This window comes from Mariprofundus sp. KV, assembly GCF_013387475.1.
Classification (GTDB): Bacteria; Pseudomonadota; Zetaproteobacteria; order Mariprofundales; family Mariprofundaceae; genus Mariprofundus.
Window position 1 is genome coordinate 185,330 of sequence record NZ_VWNB01000002.1, and the last position, 19,210, is coordinate 204,539.

14 protein-coding genes are annotated in these 19,210 nt (G+C 51.1%); 7 read left to right on the forward strand and 7 right to left on the reverse strand.

Going from position 1 to position 19,210, the window contains the following annotated elements:
• Window positions 1-4: 4 nt before the first annotated feature.
• A complete protein-coding gene (locus F3F93_RS02585; protein WP_176957589.1) occupies window positions 5-604 on the reverse strand; it encodes a class I SAM-dependent methyltransferase in 600 nt (199 codons plus the stop codon).
• 198 nt (window positions 605-802) lie between these two features.
• Between F3F93_RS02585 and F3F93_RS02590 the strand changes: the two genes are divergently transcribed.
• From F3F93_RS02590 to F3F93_RS02600, 3 genes are all read left to right on the forward strand, one after another.
• Window positions 803-1,477 (forward strand): hypothetical protein, encoded by a 675-nt coding sequence (locus F3F93_RS02590; protein ID WP_176957590.1) that lies wholly within the window; start codon window positions 803-805, stop codon window positions 1,475-1,477.
• 124 nt (window positions 1,478-1,601) lie between these two features.
• Complete coding sequence (locus F3F93_RS02595) at window positions 1,602-1,871, forward strand: VF530 family protein (RefSeq protein WP_176957591.1); 270 nt, start codon at window positions 1,602-1,604, stop codon at window positions 1,869-1,871.
• A 254-nt stretch (window positions 1,872-2,125) separates the two neighbouring features.
• Entirely contained in the window at window positions 2,126-5,593 is a 3,468-nt protein-coding gene (locus F3F93_RS02600) for a hypothetical protein (RefSeq protein ID WP_176957592.1), read from the forward strand.
• Between the two features lie 62 nt (window positions 5,594-5,655).
• Here F3F93_RS02600 and F3F93_RS02605 read toward each other — a convergent pair whose 3' ends face one another.
• The 3 genes from F3F93_RS02605 to F3F93_RS02615 form a co-directional block, all read right to left on the reverse strand.
• Window positions 5,656-7,830 (reverse strand): glutamine synthetase III, encoded by a 2,175-nt coding sequence (locus F3F93_RS02605; RefSeq protein ID WP_176957593.1) that lies wholly within the window; start codon window positions 7,828-7,830, stop codon window positions 5,656-5,658.
• Window positions 7,831-8,102: 272 nt separating this feature from the next.
• Entirely contained in the window at window positions 8,103-10,373 is a 2,271-nt protein-coding gene (locus F3F93_RS02610) for a nitric oxide reductase activation protein NorD (RefSeq protein ID WP_176957594.1), read from the reverse strand.
• Between the two features lie 51 nt (window positions 10,374-10,424).
• Window positions 10,425-11,228, reverse strand: coding sequence for a CbbQ/NirQ/NorQ/GpvN family protein (locus F3F93_RS02615; RefSeq protein ID WP_176957595.1), 804 nt, complete (start codon window positions 11,226-11,228; stop codon window positions 10,425-10,427).
• 207 nt (window positions 11,229-11,435) lie between these two features.
• Between F3F93_RS02615 and F3F93_RS02620 the strand changes: the two genes are divergently transcribed.
• From F3F93_RS02620 to F3F93_RS02630, 3 genes are read left to right on the forward strand one after another with little or no spacing between them, the layout of a single operon-like run.
• Entirely contained in the window at window positions 11,436-12,371 is a 936-nt protein-coding gene (locus F3F93_RS02620; RefSeq protein WP_176957596.1) for a metal ABC transporter substrate-binding protein, read from the forward strand.
• A complete protein-coding gene (locus tag F3F93_RS02625) occupies window positions 12,368-13,183 on the forward strand; it encodes a metal ABC transporter permease (protein ID WP_176957597.1) in 816 nt (271 codons plus the stop codon). The genes F3F93_RS02620 and F3F93_RS02625 overlap by 4 nt, the downstream gene beginning before the upstream one ends.
• Window positions 13,184-13,200: 17 nt before the next feature.
• Entirely contained in the window at window positions 13,201-14,073 is an 873-nt protein-coding gene (locus F3F93_RS02630) for a hypothetical protein (protein ID WP_176957598.1), read from the forward strand.
• Window positions 14,074-14,122: 49 nt separating this feature from the next.
• Here the strand turns inward: F3F93_RS02630 and F3F93_RS02635 are convergent, their stop codons facing one another.
• From F3F93_RS02635 to F3F93_RS02645, 3 genes are all read right to left on the reverse strand, one after another.
• Complete coding sequence (locus tag F3F93_RS02635) at window positions 14,123-15,193, reverse strand: adenylate/guanylate cyclase domain-containing protein (protein WP_176957599.1); 1,071 nt, start codon at window positions 15,191-15,193, stop codon at window positions 14,123-14,125.
• Entirely contained in the window at window positions 15,193-15,582 is a 390-nt protein-coding gene (locus F3F93_RS02640; RefSeq protein WP_176957600.1) for a PilZ domain-containing protein, read from the reverse strand. Before F3F93_RS02640 ends, F3F93_RS02635 begins: the two co-directional genes overlap by 1 nt.
• A 147-nt stretch (window positions 15,583-15,729) precedes the next feature.
• Window positions 15,730-15,987 carry a hypothetical protein gene (locus tag F3F93_RS02645; RefSeq protein ID WP_176957601.1) on the reverse strand — a complete coding sequence of 86 codons (258 nt, stop codon included), beginning with the start codon at window positions 15,985-15,987 and terminating at the stop codon, window positions 15,730-15,732.
• A 399-nt stretch (window positions 15,988-16,386) separates the two neighbouring features.
• Here F3F93_RS02645 and ppdK point away from each other — a divergent pair, with 399 nt between their 5' ends.
• Window positions 16,387-19,146: a pyruvate, phosphate dikinase gene (gene ppdK / locus F3F93_RS02650; RefSeq protein ID WP_176957602.1), complete on the forward strand. Its 2,760-nt coding sequence runs from the start codon at window positions 16,387-16,389 to the stop codon at window positions 19,144-19,146.
• Window positions 19,147-19,210 lie beyond the last annotated feature (64 nt).

Sequence of the window (19,210 nt, forward strand, 5' to 3'; positions counted from 1 at the left end):
TGCTTCAACGTCTCATATAGATGGTGAAATCATTAGCAAGATAGTCGTCATGCAACTCGCAATTGGGGCAGAGTGTTTTGCAGTACGCCAGCATCTCAAGTGGATCAACACTCTGCAGGTCATGTGCCCTGAGATGGCGAGCATCAAGCATATTAAAGGCAACACCCTTGCGGCACAGGGCATACATGCGGGCGATCTGTCTGCGCGCATACTCCCCCTCATCATGAAGCTGCTCATTCATCGCACCGGATAGAACCACCCAGTCAAATGCACCATTCTCAAGTTCAAAATCGCTCAACTCACCACACAACAGTTCACACTCAGGATGCCGCTCGCGTGCCGTATAGATCAGATCGGGAGAGATATCGACACCGGTAAAGTGAACAGGCACTCCCTGCCCCTCTATCCAGGATTTGAAATCAGCGAAGCCGCAACCGACATCAAGCACAGAATCACCACAACCGATGCCGATATCGGCCAGCACCCTGAAACGGATCTCCTGAATCTCACGGCTCGACCAGTAGAGCGCATTGGGGTGATAGCCATGCCTTGTAAGGCTATCACGATGTTTGTCGACGATGCGTTTACGCTGCTCTTCTTTCATTGCGGAAAAGTATCACAAAGCTTTGTTCTCCGGATAATGAAACTTACGGATTCCCCGATTGTACGACAACAGGGACATCGGGGTCAGGTCTACTATTGTACCGCCACATAGCTGTTATTTTGTTTTACTGATTCTACGGGCAGTGTTCTCGATATAAATATATTCAGCAGATTTAAGGCTGACGAAAGGAAGTTAGCTATGATCCCGTTTAGACTGATTGATGAAGCCACTGAACACGGTACAACCATGCGCCTCTATAAACGTGGTATCGACTATTCGATTCGTGTGGACAAAGCCGGAGACCTGATGAACAGCCGACTGCACTACTCCGAAGATGTGCTGGCAGAGCTGGCCTGCAAAGCAATCAGCGGACGCAAAAAGCCGCATCTGTTGGTGGGCGGTCTTGGCATGGGATATACGCTGGCTGCGGTACTTGCCAACACAACCGATTGCGCACGGGTTACCGTCTCTGAACTGATGTCAGCAGTGGTTCGCTGGAATCGGGAGTATCTGGGGATTCTGGCCGGCTGCCCGATTGAAGATGAGCGCGTTCATATTCTGGAGCAGGATGTCGGCAAGGTGATGTTTGAGAACAAAAACAGTTTTGATGCCATTATGCTCGATGTCGATAATGGCCCGGATGGCTTTACCCGTGATGACAATGATGCGCTGTACGGCCTGCGTGGACTGAACAACGCCTATGATGCACTTAAACCCGGTGGTGTACTCACTGTCTGGTCGGCCTCCAAAGATCAGGCATTTACCCAGCGCATGATGAAGGTCGGTTTCAAGGTGGATCAGAAACAGGTGCGCTCGCTCTCCCCCACACATGGCGTGCACCACACCATCTGGATTGGCATCCGTCCGGGTTAAGTGAGGTGAATCCCCTCCAGCCTGTGGCATTACGAGACTTAAACCTGTTTGTTCGTATACTTCCCATCCTATTCCACGCATCCGCAAATAATGGTAACGATCATCAGAGGAGAGAGCCCGGTTTATGAATGAACAGCCCAACAACCCACTGCATGGCATGACCCTGGAGAAGATTCTCAATGCACTGGTTGAGCACTATGGCTGGGGTGAACTGGGTATCTACGTCAGAATCAAATGCTTTAACAACGACCCATCAGTAAAATCCAGTCTGAAATTTCTGCGCAGAAATCCGTGGGCAAGAAGCAAAGTGGAGAACCTCTATCTCGATATGCTTAAAGAGATAGAGGATAAAAACAGACCCCGCTGGCCTTACACAAACAGCGTCGAAAAGTAGCCTCTTTCTCTTCCTCAATGCAGGCCTAATTGCGGGCTGCAGGCTGTGAGAAGCGTTGCAGTATTTAGCCCCAATCGCCCACCTCTTCGGGACACTTTACAAATGCAGAATCTTACCCCATAAACGGCCTGCCCAGCTTCACAAAGCTGGCATATTAGTTAAAGAGATGTGGTAGTATCTGCAATCGCTGATGGAGACCATCGGACAAAAGATAGACAAAATCTCTTATGAATCACGAATAGTGGGTGTGCTCAATGAATGAGACTGTATCATCAAACGACAATGACAAGCATGCGGCTCCTCCGCATGTATGGCATCAGCATATCAATCTCAAGCTGGCCGCATTGGGTCAGCCGACCTGCAAACTGGAAGGTGGTGACCACTCCTATCTGACCATCGCTGACAGCCTGCTTAAACACTACGCACGCCAGCGCCGTCTGCTATCGGCTTATCGCTGCCCTGCCGATCAGCGCATTCAGAACTTTCTCAACGCCTATCTGCGTGAGAACGGCGTAGAGCAGCAGGTGGAACTGCCCGGCACGACCTTCATTCTTGATCGTCCTGGCATGGCCCGTGAAGTATCTCTGCCGCTCAACGGCACCCATTTCCACTCCGACCTGGTTGACTCCTACCGTCTGCTGCAGGGCGTGCTGCACAATCCGAAAAGCGACCGCCGCACTACCAAGGGTGTGTTCCATATTGCTGCCGGCGGTCTGCCTGTGCCGGCCGACAAACTTGAGGTGCCGGTTGCCACCTTCGGCGCTCTGCTCAAAGAGGCGCTTGATCCCCCCCGCTCTCTGCTTGAACTGCCTGCTACCAGTGAGGAGGAGAAGAAGGCGGAAGTGTGGGTATCACTGCTACTGCGGCCGAAAGTGCGTCCGGGTGTACCGGGTGTTGTCGGTGTTGCAGGACTACTGTCTGAAAAGAGTCTGGAGGTGCGCATGTTTGCCCCCGGCGGTCTGGTCTCCAACCTTGATTTTGTAGAGTCGATCTTCGGCAATGCCGGTGACCCGTTTTTGACTGAAAATGATGCCGCTGCCGATATCGAGCACTGGACCGGCCAGAGTGGCTGCATCATTCTCGCCCCGCATCTGGTGAAGCTGAAGAAGATGGATCTTGGCCTGCCACATATTGATGAGGCCAGCGACCGCCAGCGCCGTGACGGCATGTGCTGGCAGCATGAAGATGATCTGTATAATGATGGCCAGGCATTTAAAGTGGTCTGCCGTGACAAACGCGGTGTCATCGTCACCATCATTGCCGACAACTATTTCGGCTACAGCAAGAAAGAGATTAAATCCCAGATCAGCTATTCAGCCAATCTCTTCGGAGGTTGCGAAGAGGAGCATGCCGGCGGCGCGCTGGCGTTTCCACGCTACAATCTCGGTGAGGTCTATATCCCGCGTGCCAGTGATATGCTGGAGAACCACACCTTTGCAGATCTCTCTCATCGACTGAACAATAAGATAGAGCTTAAACCGGAAGGTTATGCAGTTGATAAGCAGTATCCTGACATCATCTATCTGCCCGAAGATGCACAGATCAGCATGCATGACCTGCAGATCTGCTGGCAGGGCCCAAATGGGCCGTCACAGATCAAACTGCTGGCCTCTAACACCTTTATCTACCCCAGTGGCTTCAGGGTACATATGGCGCGCCATGCCCATTCACCAAGCTGGCGACTGATCGGCACCATTGGTGAAGGCACCTTCTGTCACAAGCCAAGCACAGTATCCGGCGGTGGTAAGTCTGAAATATCCAAATCGATTGCCGGTGCGGTTATTTCCGGGCCAACCTACGTGGATAACTTTGAAGAGGACCTGAAACAGGTACGAGCCATCTTTGAGCGCAACTATAGTGACCGCTTCCGTCATCCTGAATCGGAGAAGCGTGATTCGCGAACGCTGCTGAGCAAGGAGCGCAGTCTTGGATCTGTCATCAAACTGCTGACCCCTTCCGTTCTCGACTACACCGATGAGTACAATCAGTGGCTGAAAAACATCCCGAGCCATATCCTCGCACTGGTCTTCATGATCAAGCGCTTCTACAGAACTACCTGGGGTGAGAACTGGCACGAGCACTTCTCTGTTGATACGGTCAACGGCAGTCCCGGCCATGAACTGAGATACAATGGCCGTAAGCTGATGGCCAGCTATCTGCGAGTCGGCTTTGCCGATGATGGCAGCTGGCGCCTGTTCAAGTTGCGTCAGGACTTTATCGCATCGGATAAAATCCAGATGGAGGATGATATCAGTGCCTCGATTGTTATCCCTGCAAGTTATGTCAGCGGACTCAATCCGGAGTATAACCACCCCTGCATCAAACTGGTGGATAACTGTGAGATGAGACTTTTCCAGCGCCCGGATGAGGCGGTCAACAGAGGCTCGGATACGCAGACTGAGTCTGATCTCTCCAGTGGCAACAGCTTTATCTCCAACTTCCAGCCCATGCAGCGGAACGATGCCCGCGAACTGATGGAAGATGTGATGCATTTTGAGGAGTTCAGCGAACCTATGCAGGCGCTGATCCGTCACGCCTCAGAAATGGATGAGTCACTCTACTTCATCTCCTCAGCACATCCGAGAATTGTCGATGGCAAGCCGAGCCTGAATGTACGTTACCTTCAGCACCGCCCTGATCTTGCCGATCCGCGCTCGAAATACCTTGCTGAAGTCAGCACCCGCCTACACCGGGGACTAAAGCCTGAGCAACCGGTCTATTTCCCGGTCAATGCGGTACTGACCGGACGCCGCAATAACCCTGCAGAGCCGGGCATCCGGCCATTGGCGGTCTACAACCCGATCCATTATCAGGAGCTTCCCGAGCTGTTCATGGATTTCATCTGCAGCCTGACCGGCAAATCACCCTCAACCACCGGTGCCGGTTCAGAGGGCGCACTCACCAAGGGACCTTTCAATCCACTTGCCGCTACAGCCGATCTTAACACGGCACTGGTCTCCTTTATTCTCTGTGGTTATGACGGCTTCTCCACTGCTGCCGGCTTTATCGGCTCAAAGCGGCGTATCGATCACGATATCAGCATGTTAATACCCGAGATCTGGTGTCGCCTTCCAGCCAAGGTTCAGAAACCCGCCTATATGATCAAATGGGGCTATCTGAAAAAACTGGAGGATTTTGAATACAACGGCAAAACCGTGCTTGCCAGCCGACTCGGCTATCGCATCACCAAGCGTTTCGTGCGCAACCATTTCGGTAAACTGTTTGATACACCGGTAGCGGTGTTCGACAAAGCGATGCTGAAGCCGGAAACGCAGGATATGGAGAGCTATGTCGATGGCATCAACAACATCTGCGAGGCGCATAAACGTGTTGCCCTCTCCTACTTCGAGGATGGCTCAATTGATGATGCATGCCCGCCACTGCATGCACTTCTGCATATCATGGCACATGGTCATTATCAGGGGCGTGATATACATGATCCATCCATCCGCCAGATGTTCAACCGCGAGGAGTTGCTGAAGAGTGACTGGTACAAGGAGCGTCTGAACATAAAACAGGCTCGTGACACAAAGGTTTGGCTGCAGCATCGCGAGAACCTCAATGGTCAGATCGCAGCGCTTGATGAAGATGAACATGAGAGACGCGCTCATCTTGCCGAACGCATCAGCAAGACTGATCGTATGATTGAGCGGGTAACAAGTGTTGACTATCTGCAACGCCTGCAGGGCACCCTCGGTGCTGACTGGATTCACCGGGACTAAACCAAACAAAAAAAAAGGCCGCTTCTCAGCGGCCTTTTTTCTGTTCACCTGCAGATCAATTATTACTTGATAAACAGCATCTCGCGATATTTAGGCAGAGGCCAGAGTTCATCAGAGACCTCTCCCTCAAGTGCATCGGCATGCAGACGCACCTCATCCATCAGGGCACGTACATCTTTGGCAAGGAACTGCATATGCTCTTCAGTTGATGCAAAATCGTGCAGCTCAAGCGCGGCACTGAGTTTGCCTACCGCTGCCATCATCGCATTGGTTTGAGCAGCAACAGTTTTAGCTGTTGAACTATCCAGTTCAATACCCATCTCAACCATACTTACACTGGCTGCTGCGAGTTCCGAAAGATAGGAGATTGCAGCGGGATAGATGCTCGATTTTGCCATCTCCACAACCAGCCTGGCTTCCAGTTCAATGGCCAGAATATACTGCTCAGAGTAGACCTCAAAACGACTCTCCAGCTCAACAGGTGAGAGCACACCGGTCGATGAAAAGAGCTTTTTGACAGACGCTTCACGCAGTGCAGGCAGTGCATCAGCAGTGGTCGGAATGTTTTTCAAACCACGCTCATCAACAGCTGCAGTATGCCACTCCGACGAGTAGCCATCGCCACCAAATATGGCGTTACCATGTTCATTGATAAGTTCTTTAAGTACCGCCAGTACTGCAGTCGCCTGATCACTACCTGTTGCCAGTTCAGATTCAAGCTTGCCTGCAACCCACTCAAGAGAGTCAGCCAGCATGGTGTTCATTACCACCAAAGGACCGGAAACGGATTGGCCAGAACCTACAGCACGGAACTCAAAACGGTTGCCGGTGAAGGCAAAAGGAGATGTTCTGTTCCTGTCTCCGGGATCGCGTTTGAAGTTGAGAATCTGGGATAGACCGAGATCCATCACCCCTCCCTCTTCTGTCACACTGAGTTTTCCCTCTTTAATATCCTTAAACAGCTTTTCAAGCTGATCACCGAGGTAGACAGACATAATCGCAGGTGGAGCCTCATTCGCACCCAGACGGTGATCATTAGAGGCGGTAGCAATTGCAGCACGAAGCAGCGGCCCATGCAGATGCACACCACGTACGACAGCGCCGCAAAAAAGCAGGAAATTGAGGTTATCATGCGGGGTATCACCCGGATCAAGAAGGTTACCCTGTGTGGCATTACCAACCGACCAGTTCACATGTTTGCCTGAGCCGTTAATGCCGGCAAATGGTTTTTCATGGAGCAGACAGAGGAAGCCGTGTTTCTTGGCTGTATTCTTCAAAACGGTCATCAGCAGCTGCTGATGATCGGCAGCAACATTGGCCGCTTCGAAATAGGGAGCGATCTCAAACTGACCCGGGGCAACTTCGTTGTGATGCGTTTTAGCCGGAATACCGAGTCTGTAAAGGTACTCCTCCAAATCCTGCATAAAGATCTGCACGCGCTGAGGAATAGCGGCAAAATAGTGGTCATCAAACTGTTGACCTTTGGCTGAGGGAGCCCCAAACAGGGTGCGCCCTGCCAGCAGAAGATCGGGACGTGCAGCGGCAAAGTTGGCATCAACCAGGAAATACTCCTGCTCGGCACCACAGCTGGAGTTCAGCGGTGCAATATCGGTTTCGCCCATCAATTTCAGTACTTTTTGCGCAGCCTTGTTCATCGCCGCATTGGAGCGCAGCAACGGAATCTTCTTATCCAGTGCTTCACCGGTCCATGACATAAAGACACTCGGAATCGTCAGGGTAGCACCATTCTCGGTCTGCATAATATAGGCCGGGCTGGTTGGATCCCAGGCAGTATAACCACGCGCAGCATTGGTCATGCGGATACTACCATTGGGGAATGAGGAGCCATCAGGCTCACCCTTGATCAACAGGCTACCGCAGAACTCCGTAATTGCGTTGCCCTCTGAGTTGGTGACGATGAAGCCATCATGCTTTTCAGCAGAGGCATTGGTCATCGGATAGAAGATGTGAGAGAAGAATTTGGCACCCTTGCCCATCGCCCACTCTTTCATGGCTGCAGCAACAACTTCGGCTGTGGCCGGATCAAGAGGTGCACCGGTCTGCACGGTTTTCTTGATTGCTTTGAAGGCATTCTTGGAGAGGCACTCCTCCATCTTTGCCAGATTAAATACATCAGTTGCCCAGATTTTGCTCAATGGCTCAGGCTGCGCTACAGGTGTAGCCTGACGATTGATGATCTGATGAATTGCTTGAAGTCTTGATTCGTTTCCACTCATTAGTGATTTCCTCTGGTTATGGGTATTAGTAATCAAAATTGACTGAGCAATAGTAGTGCCAGATTGAGGGCCTATATTTTGCAACGTTTTTCAGGCCGAACAGGAAAGGTTGTGACTACATATTAAGCACACGGTGCCTGTTTTGTAATCAATAAATACAAATAGCCTCTTCCTGGCCGGCAGGCAACTTTTCAACTTTACGCGATGAATCATGCGCTGCTCTCAGAAGCAGCAAAAGAGAGAGCCCCTGCGGGGGGGCTCTGTTTACATATCTATTTGGTCAGTGAGATAAACAGCTCGGGTAGCTTCTCAGGAAGACGATCAACATGATCGATAATGGTGTACTGCTTGCCAAAGATATCTGCCACATACTCATCCGCCTTGGGATCAAGATTGATACAGTAAGTATAGATACCGTCACCACCCAGTTCTTTCACTGCCTGCTTGGCGTCCTGAATCAACAGCTGATCATCATCAACATCAATATCGGCCGGTTCACCATCGGTGAGGATTAGCATCAGCTTTTTATCAGCCTGCTGCGCTTTCAGGTAGTGGCCTGCATGACGCATCGCTCCACCCATTCGGGTAGAGAAACCCGCCTCCATCGCCGCCAGTCGTGATTTGACTTCATCATTCCAAGGCTCGTTATAACCTTTCATATGGAAATAACGAACGTTGTGACGTGTATCAGAGTGGAAGCCCGCAATAGAGAATTTATCACCCACCTGGTCTACAGCCCAGGAGAGCAGTGAAACCGCCTCCTGAGAGAGCTCCAGAATGGTCTGATTACACCCCTCCGCTCTCTCATTGAGCGATTGCGACAGATCAAGCAGCAACATCACCGCCACATCACGCCCATCGGTTTTATGACTCATATTAATACGTGTATCGGGTTGTGAGCCACCTTTGAAATCAATCAATGAGCGAATAGCCACATCCAGATCAAGCTCAGAGCCCTCCTCCTGATAGCGGATACGCACCTTATCCTGAGGCTTAAGCATATCGAGCATCGCTTTCAGGCGTTTGGCCAGAGCACTGTGTTTGGCAAGAAGGTTATCAATTTTTGCTGCATTGCCACGCGGGTGCAGTGACTCATAGACACTTACCCAATCCGGACGATAGTGGGCAGCGTTGTAATCCCACTCGTGATAATGACGCGGTGGAAGACCTTTCAGCTCTTCATTATCCTGCTGTTTTTTGTCGAGATGCTCAAAGGTGGTCTCTTCATCATCACCCTGTTCGATATAGATCCAGAGATGACGGTTATCATCACGATAATCGACCTCTGTATTTTCGAAATAGGTGTTGGGAAGAGCATCCGACTGCTTGCGGGTTCGGCCGATAAAAGAGAGCGCAATCATCGCCATATCCATGCTCTTGGAGCCATCCTTCTCCATCTCGGCAAAGAAGCGACCGACAAACTCACGCACATCTGCATTCTCATACTGGTAATCAGGGTCAAGGATTGCCCTTGAAACCATCGCCAGACGCAAATTGATCAGGGAAGTATCCTCAAGCTGCAACGCCTTCTCATCCGGGATCGGATGCAGGGCAAGGAATATCTTTCTCAGACCAGGGAAGCGCTGCATGGCCAGATATTCAACACGGGAGTCTTCAAAGGTCTCAACAGCCAGACGCTGGAACGGGCTCCAGTTATCCACCACCATCTTCTGACTCCAGCGACGGTGCGCCGCCATATGGGCCAGTGCGGCACGATAACGGTTGATGCCAGAGACACCACGATCATCATCATAGACATCCGGAATACGGATACCCAGATCATCGTAGTAAGGCATCGGCTTGCGCAGTTCATCAAAGGCCAGCGAATATGGCACCAGATAATCGTGATCACCCCACAAACCACGCATGTATGAATCCAGCTTACGCTCATGATCCATCAACAGCGTGCCGTGACGCTCGCGCTGCATCACAGCATGTGCATCCGGTGACTGGAAACTGAAGTAGTCCACCTGACGTCCGGGATGGGTGCTATAGTAGTTGATACCATACTCTACCCAGTTCCTGAACCCTTCAAGAGAGAGCTCAATCAACAGCCTTGGTGCCTGCTTAAGAAGGTCGGGCAAACCCGGGCTCGGGAATGTTGTGTGATGACCAAGTACAGAGACAGAAGTCTTCTCCACCATATCACGTAACACTTCAATATACTGACGAAACAGTTCATGGGTTTTCAGGCGTCGTGCTACAGCACTGCTGGTCTGCAGAAAAGGCACCATCGCCTTGAAGTTGGTATGGGTCGAGAGGTAGTGAGCAAAATCGCGCAGATCCGCCAGCGCCTCTTCACCCACCTCGGAAGCAACAACCGGAGCCTCTTCCAGATAGACCAGAACAGGCTCAGGGCCACGCCCCAGCTTGCCAAGAAAACCTGCATGTTCGATATAACTGACCAGTCCCTGCTTCGAAAGCCGAGCTTTGGCTTCCACCATGCAATCATCAAAGACCTTATCAACCTGAGCAAACTTGCAGTTCAGGCGCTGCCAGTACATCTCGACGTCCATCTTTCTTCTTATAACTGTTTCAACCATAGGGATACCTTAACCTCTCAGCAGAGTCGTAAGCCTGTGTGAAATATGCAATTAACCGAATACCGCATCAATGGCGTGATCAAGTGTATCGCGGATGTCTACGTCATCGGTAATCGGACGTACCAGTGCCATGCGGCATGCAGCCTTTGGCTCTACGCCACCCTTAATCAGAGCAGCAGCATAGGTCAGAAGACGGGTAGAGATACCCTCATCCAGACCATGCCCCTTGAGATTGCGGGCTGTACCACCGATGCTGACCAGTTTGGCCGCCAGTTCGGTATCAATACCGGTCTCAGTGGCAACAATACCGGTCTCAACTGCAGCGGCTGGATAATCGAACTCAAAGCCGGCAAAGCGCTGCTTGGTCGACTGCTTGAGATCTTTCATCAGGCTCTGGTAACCCGGATTATAGGAGATCACCAGCTGGAAATCGGGATGGGCTTCGATCAATTCGCCTTTCTTGTCCAGCGGCAGTGTACGGCGGTGATCCGTCAACGGATGAATCACAACAGTGGTATCCTGGCGCGCTTCCACCACCTCATCGAGGTAGCAGATCGCACCAATACGTGCTGCAGTTGTCAGCGGGCCATCCAGCCAGCGGGTACCATTAGCATCCAGAAGATAGCGCCCGACCAGATCCGATGCTGTCATATCTTCGTTACAGGCAACGGTAATAAGCGGCTTAGCCAGCTTCCAGGCCATATATTCAATAAAACGTGATTTACCACAACCTGTTGGCCCTTTTACCATGATCGGCAATCGTGCGGCATACGCGGCTTCATAAAGCTCGACCTCGTCGTCCTGTGCCTGGTAAAATGGCTCTTCGTGAATCTTGTACTGATCTTTATCGGTCATAACTGCCCCCACATATAAATCTTGGGGATAGTCTAGCCGATCTTTACAAAATAACTAACTTATAAAAATTATAGATTACATAAGCTATAGTTATATACCTCGTTGTGGTAAGTTGGCACTAAACCTGCTTATTTATAGGGAAACAGATGATGAAACCAGATCGTTGCCGGGGAAAATAATGATAAAGCCTAAGCATAATGGAAAATCATGGCCCTGCTGAAAAAGTCAGCACCGCTTCAGTCGATCTGTACAGCAGCAGCAATCCTGCTGCTGCTCCTTCTTTCATCCTACTCCCCTGCCAATGCCAGACCTGTTGTGGTCGCAACAGTCCCGGCCCTTGCTCAGATTGCACAGGCAGTTGGCGATATAGATATTGATGTTAAAACACTCACCAGCATCGGCCACGATCCCAATGTCTTCTCGCCGCGTCCCGGCCATGCCCGTACACTGAGCAATGCAACGCTGCTCTTCAGCGTAGGTTTTGGACTGGAGGCCTCTTGGCTACCCTCACTGATCAAACGCTCAGGCAACTTCAAGATTATCCCCGGCAGTGATGGTTATCTCAGCGGCGGTGATGCTATCGAAGCCATTGGCGTACCGCGCGGCATGAGCAGCCAACAGATCAGCCAGTGGTCACCTGACAAAAACCCCTACTGGTGGCTGGATCCCGAGATGGGTATCAAGGTTGCCCATGCATTGGCTATTCGCCTGAGTGAACTTGATGCCGTCAATGCTGAACGTTATCTGCAGCGGGCCACTGCGTTTGAAAAGGCAGTCAAAGAGAGACTGCCGGTGTGGCGTGATTATATGAATATTCATACCGGCGTTGTCATCACCTATCACAATACCTATGTCTATTTCATGGAAGCGATGAATATCGAGCTGGGCGGTTTCATTGAACCGCGATCCGGCATCGAGCCCTCAACACGCTATATGGATGACCTTCTCACTCTCATCAGAGAGAAAAACGTCAAGCTGATCTGGGTGGAACCCTACAACAACAGAGCTATCGCCCAGCGTCTTGCCGGTGCGGCAGGTATTAAAATGATGGTCTTGCCAGATGCCGTTGAGGGCTATGGTACAGAAGGGTACATCGGCATGTTTGATTTAATGGTAGAGCGCGTAGCGAGGTGGAGCCAATGATTTTACTGACTGTTTTAATTGCCACACTGGTGATCGCTATCACCCTGCCGGTGCTTGGCCAACGGGTACTTGAGCGACGCATCGTATTTGTCGATCTCGCTCTGGCTCAGGTGGCAGCAACCGGGTATGCCATGGGCATGGCGCTGCAAATACCTGGTGTGTATGCCGCTGCGGCAACCACCTCTATTGCACTGGTTCTGATGGCACTGATGGATGAGGATACGCCGCTACCCAAAGAGGCTGTGATGGGTGCGGTATACGCCTTTGCAGCATCAGTGGGCATGGTGCTGCTCTCCCTGCTCCCCTATGGAGAGGGGCAGCTCATGGGACTGCTGTTCGGCAGCGTACTGGGCATCGACTGGCAAGGCATTATTGAACTCTCTGTATTTGCCGGACTCGGGCTACTGCTCGCCCTGCCGGAGCACAGCAACACCTTCACTGGCCGCCTGCGCTTTTATGCCGGTTTAAGCCTGATTATTGTGCCTGCCATCTATGCTATTGGTGTACTGCTGGTATTCGCCTATCTGGTCATGCCTGCACTCTCAGTCTGGCGACGCGGCCATAACGGACCGACATGGCAGGCGCTCACGCTCGCCGTTATTGCCAGCACCGCCGGAACACTTCTGGCTGACTTTCTCGACCTCCCCCCTTCTGCCACTGTTGTACTAACACTGGCCTTTATCGCCGTCATCACAGGCTTGATCATCTACTTTGTCGATAGAAACAACCCCGAAGAGGTTGAGGAAGATGAAGAAGAGGATGATGAGAGCGAAGAAGAGGATGGCCCGGAGAGAGGCAGCCTGACAGATTGATAACCAGGGAGATTTTCATGAAAGCAGTCTGGATATTACTATCTATATTTTGGCTGCCAGCCCCGCTGCTGGCACAGTCGGATCAGCAGCAGACTCAACAACTGATAAAAGAGCTCAAGCAGTTAACCGATCAGGCAGAGCGTGACCGGTCTGCCAGTTACCGCTTTATTGATCAACTTCGCGATCTCTCCTCACGCTACGATGCCCCCTGGCGCAAGCAGGTTCTCTATGATGATTTCAGCGATGGCGAACTGACCAGAAACCCCGGCTGGCAAGGCAACATGGACTATTTTCGCCTTAGCCGTTCAGGCATGCTGCGCTCCCGCCTTGATCTCAGTCAGCAACCGGCATCAACAAACCCACCTCGCCAGTCCAGTCAGGAGGCGATTCTTGGCATACTGCTGGAGGGGGTACTGCAGCCCAATGGCAGAACGGATACTCCGCCAGCTACCATGCATCCTGATCAGGCCGATCTTTTCACCACCACTCAGATCAGCAACGCCTTTGCGATTACGATCGAATTCGGACTGCGCGGCATAAGTAGAGAGGGCAGCTTTGAATGGGGAGCCTATCAGGGCCGGCAGCGTGATTCCGGTTACCGTATCGCCTACGAGGGCGGCGACCGCCCTGCTATTAAAGTTATCCGCTATCGCTCAGGCATGTCGGCAGTAATTGAGCGTTATGACCAGACTCCACTGTTTGCTGATGGCAAGTTGCACAATATCAGTTGGTTACGCGCTAACAGTGGAGTGATGACCATTCAGGTTGATGGCAAAGAGATTATCCGCGTACGCGACAGAAGCTACAGGGATCCCTTCAGTGGTTTCATCATGAGCAATCGCGGAGGTGATTATACCATTAGATCTGTCTCTGTATTTGCAGAAGAGTGATAAAAAACTTGCTGATAACTATAACTTGCGACGAGATAATCTGCCTTTTTTAACTCAGATTCATCTGATAACACTTCACCAGCGCACCACGGTTCTTCACCTTGATATCACCTCTGGGCTGCATGGCAATAAGATGATGACAACGGTTATATGTCTCTTCGCCAACAAGAATCACCTCACCCTCTGCCATCTGCTCAAGGCGGGCTGCAACATTCACGGTGTCACCGATCACCGTATAATCCATTCTGTTCTTTGAACCGACATTGCCCATCACAACATCACCCGTATTCACACCAATACCAACCTCAAATACCGGATAACCTTTCAATCTGAATTCGGGCATAAGTGCTTTCACACAGTGCTGCATCTCAATGGCTGCCTGCAGAGCGTTGAGAGGCCCCTCCTCCTGATCACCGACCACACCAAAGGTCGCCATCAGCTCATCACCGACAAATTTATCGAGAATGCCGTTGTGTTTGAAAATAATCTTCACCATCGCATCAAAATAGTCATTGAGCATGCCGATCACCTCGGCAGGACTCATATGCTCTGAAATCGATGTGAATGACCGAATATCGGCAAACAACACTGTTACTTCGTGCTGCATGTTCTGCAGAGGAATATCCTCTTCTGAACTGATGATCTTTTCGACAAGGCTCTTATCGACATAACGGCTCAAACGGCTGCGCGACAGACTCTCCTCCCTGAGTTTCTTCTGATAACCCTCAATTTCACGGGTATAGAGCAGTAGCTTGGTTGTCATCTCCTGAAAATTGCGCGATGAACGTTCTGATTCAGCCAATACCGTATTAAAATGCTCAATAATGCCAACCAGTTCATCGGGGGTATTCTCATGGATTTGAATCGACTGTTTTTGGTCAGACATGGCTGCCTGACCGGTAATATCGTGCACATTACGCAGTTGCCTGCCAAATTTCCGGATCACTGAAAATCCAATCAGATGCGCAATAAGCGCGGAAAGCGCTATCAGCAGCAGCGTCGGGGTGATCTCGGCATCAAGATAGATCACCAGATAAAAGGCCAACAGATAGGGAATAAAGCCAATCAGGCTGTAACTGGCCTGTTCAATATCTCTGAATCGAACCCCTTTTTTCATCATCAGAGCCCGGACTCTTTGATATCGTCAGTTGCAGAAAACTTGTGACTCTCAAAGGTAAACGGATCGTTCAGAGAGAGACCGATGAAAACGACCCTGCCTTCAGACTCTGTTGCCTCAGCAGTGTGAACCCATGCCACAGTAGCACTACAGACCATATATGCTGCAAGTCTGTCTGTATCAGGCAGGCGAATTCTTAAGTGAACCTCCTGCCCAAGTGCATAATAGGCAGGGTAATCCGTTAACAGGCAGACACCACCGCCGGAGATATTACGTAACACACTCTTGTCAACGAAGGCATCACCGGCCGGAGAAACCCCGCCAATCTCCGCATCAAAGTCGATGGGATAACGCTCAAAACTCCTGTGTTCACTATAATCCTGATCCGGCATAGCACCTCAATATTTACCGGCAGAAACCGGTTTCTGATATCGCAAACAAATCAGCTTACCATACTACTATCAATATCTGTGCCAAAACAGTAGCAGTGTAAGATTGTCAGCAACCCATAACGCATGACATATATTGAACAGATCAAATCAGGCGAACATATCCAGGCTGCTCCGATTCTCTGCGATAGGTGCTGGCAGCCCCTGCAGGTTATAGGTTAAAAAGAAGATATTATGCCTGTAGCTGAACTCAAACCCCTGAGCAGGTTGCGAGGCGGCTTGCAGATCAATGACGGTATCTTTACTGACGGGAATAACCACACCTCTCTCATCTTCGAGCGGCATAACAGCATGAGCATGTGGTCTACTGCTGTCGTACTGCAGCCCCAACGCAACAGTCAGTTTCATTGATCACCCCGGAGAGTAGGCAAAACTTTCCCTTTAGCAGCGGCAAACATTACCGCTCCAAATCGAATCACGATCCATATAGGGCATTAACAAAGCAACATATCCACCTGTTTTAATTATATTTTTTAGCCCACCTCCAAAAATTCATACAACAACATTTACACCCTTACTGCATATATTCGGCCATATTCGAGCAGCGACGAAAGCGTTATGAATCAAATTTAAATATGAGGTACTGCAGATTGATGCAAAATGTCCCTGATCAGAAATACTCCCTTTTCAGAAAAGCCTTTCAGGCGTATGATGCTCGTGTTCGGCGTAAGCCAATTCTGACTTGCCCAATACACTTAATAACCATGAACACCAACCGTGTTTCGATGGACTTCAGGGAAAGTAATAATGACTAATGAGCAAAAGAAATACGTCTACTCTTTTATGGAGGGAGACGGCAAAGCGAGACAACTTCTTGGTGGCAAAGGTGCCAACCTCTGTGAGATGACACAGATCGGACTGAATGTCCCTCCGGGCTTCACCATCACAACAGAGGCATGCCTGGCCTATATTGAGGGGGGCAATGTCCTGCCAGATGGCTGCATGCAGGAGGTGAAGGAGCAGATGACAGCCCTTGAGAAGCTGACCGGCAAGGGCTTTGGAGATGCGCACAATCCTCTGCTGGTATCTGTACGATCAGGTTCCGCAATGTCGATGCCCGGCATGATGGACACCATTCTCAACCTCGGCATGAACCGTGATACATTGCAGGGTGAGATCGAACAGACTGGCGACGAACGTTTTGCCTACGATGCCTACCGCCGCTTTATCCAGCTGTTCGGAAAAGTAGCTCTCGGCATTGCTGATGAGCACTTTGACGAGCCGTTTGAAGCGATCAAAAAGCGCGAAGGCGTCAAAGAAGATGTCGGCCTCTCCGCTGAAAACCTGAAAGAGATCTCTGCTGTATTCCTGGATGTCGTACATGCACAGACTGGCCGCGCCTTCCCTGAAGACCCTTACGAGCAGCTGGATTTGGCGATCAAAGCCGTTCTCGGCTCATGGTCAGGTAAACGCGCAGTGGATTACCGCCGTGAATTTAACATCACCCCGGATCAGGCCAATGGTACGGCTGTAAATATCTGTACTATGGTATTTGGTAACCGTGGTGATGACTGTGCAACCGGCGTGGCCTTTACCCGCAACCCGGGTACCGGTGAAAACATCTTTTACGGTGAATATCTGGTCAATGCTCAGGGTGAAGATGTGGTGGCAGGAATCCGTACACCTAAGCCGATCGCCCAGATGGCCGATGAGATGCCGGACCTCTACCGCCAGCTTGAAGAGCTGCGTAACAAACTGGAGACCCACTACTCCGAGATTCAGGATTTTGAGTTCACCATTGAGAAGGGCATCCTCTACTGCCTGCAGACCCGCAACGGCAAGATGAACACGCAGGCGATGGTTCGTACCTCAGTTGAACTGGTAGCAGAAGGCTTGATCACCAAAGAGCAGGCTCTGATGCGTATCGCACCTGAATCACTGGAGCAGATGCTCTTCCCCCGCCTCGACCCCAACGCCAAAGTAACGGCACTGGCCACGGGCCTTCCAGCCAGTCCGGGCGCAGCATGTGGTCATGTTGTCTTTGATGCTGATCGGGCGGTAGCACAGAAAGCGGCACACGACCGCCCTCTGATCCTGCTCCGTGAAGAGACCAAACCGGAAGATATCCACGGCTTCTTTGTATCTGAAGCGATCCTGACCAGCCGTGGCGGCAAAACCAGTCATGCAGCAGTTGTGGCTCGTGGCATGGGCAAACCGTGCGTGGCCGGTGCTGATGGTATCGAAGTGGACGTTATGTCCCGTCGCGCCCATATCGGCGATGTTGTCATTAAAGAGGGTGATCTGATCACCATCGATGGCACATCAGGCAATGTCTATCTCGGTGCAGTGGCAACCGTTGAGGCTGAGTTCTCAGAAGAGCTTAAAACCCTGCTCTCCTGGGCTGATGAACGTGCACACCTGAAAGTAATGGCCAATGCCGACATCCCTGAAGATGCAGAACGGGCACTGAAATATGGTGCTATGGGCATCGGACTGTGCCGTACAGAGCGCATGTTTAATGCCGCAGAGCGTCTGCCCATCGTACTGGAGATGATTGTCTCCGAGACACTCGAGCAGCGTCAGGCAGCCCTCGACCGGCTGCTGCCTATCCAGCGTCAGGATTTCGTTGAACTGTTCACAACCATGTCACCAAATCCTGTGACTGTACGTCTTCTTGATCCTCCGATTCATGAGTTCCTGCCTTCAGAGAATCAGCTGATCGATGATCTGGTACAGCTGAAGCACCTGAAAGATACCATGCGTGGTTCAGAGGTGTTGACTGCAACACTGAGTCTGCTCTCCACCCGCAATGGTACCCTGGCACCTATTCAGCAGCTGGCTGACTCATCCCTGGTCGATGAGGCGATTGAGAAGAAAGAGGCGATCCTTAAAAAGGTGCGTGCACTGTTTGAGGTCAACCCGATGCTTGGTCATCGCGGTGTACGCCTGGGCATCACCTTCCCTGAAATCTACGCTATGCAGATTCGTGCCGTACTTGAAGCTGCCTGTGTATGCCAGAAAGCCGGCACCGAAGTTCATCCTGAAATTATGATTCCTCAGGTATGTACATCTGAAGAGCTCATCGCAATCAAGGCCATCGTTGAAACCATCAGGCAAGAGGTTGAAGAATCACAAGGTATCGCACCAATCTTCAAATTCGGCACCATGATGGAGGTGGTTCGTGCCTGCATGCGTGCTGAACAGCTGGCCGAGGAAGCTGACTTCTTCAGCTTTGGTACCAATGACCTGACGCAGGCCACATTCTCCTTCTCACGCGAGGATGCCGAGAACAAATTCCTGCCGATGTATAATGAAGCAGGAATCCTTCAGGACAATCCATTTGAAGTGCTCGATGCCAATGGTGTCGGCAAACTGATGGAGCTGGCCGTAAACTGGGGTCGCGGTGTTAAACCGGGCATGAAGATCGGTATCTGTGGCGAACATGGTGGCCATCCAGCCTCCATCCGCTTCTGCCACAGCATCGGCCTGACCTATGTCTCATGCTCAGGCCCACGCGTGCCTATCGCACGTCTGGCAGCAGCGCAGGCAGCTCTGCTGGCATCCTGATCAGCACAGGGTAAACGCTAAAAAAAAGGGCAGCGATTTCGCTGCCCTTTTTTTGTGTCTGGCG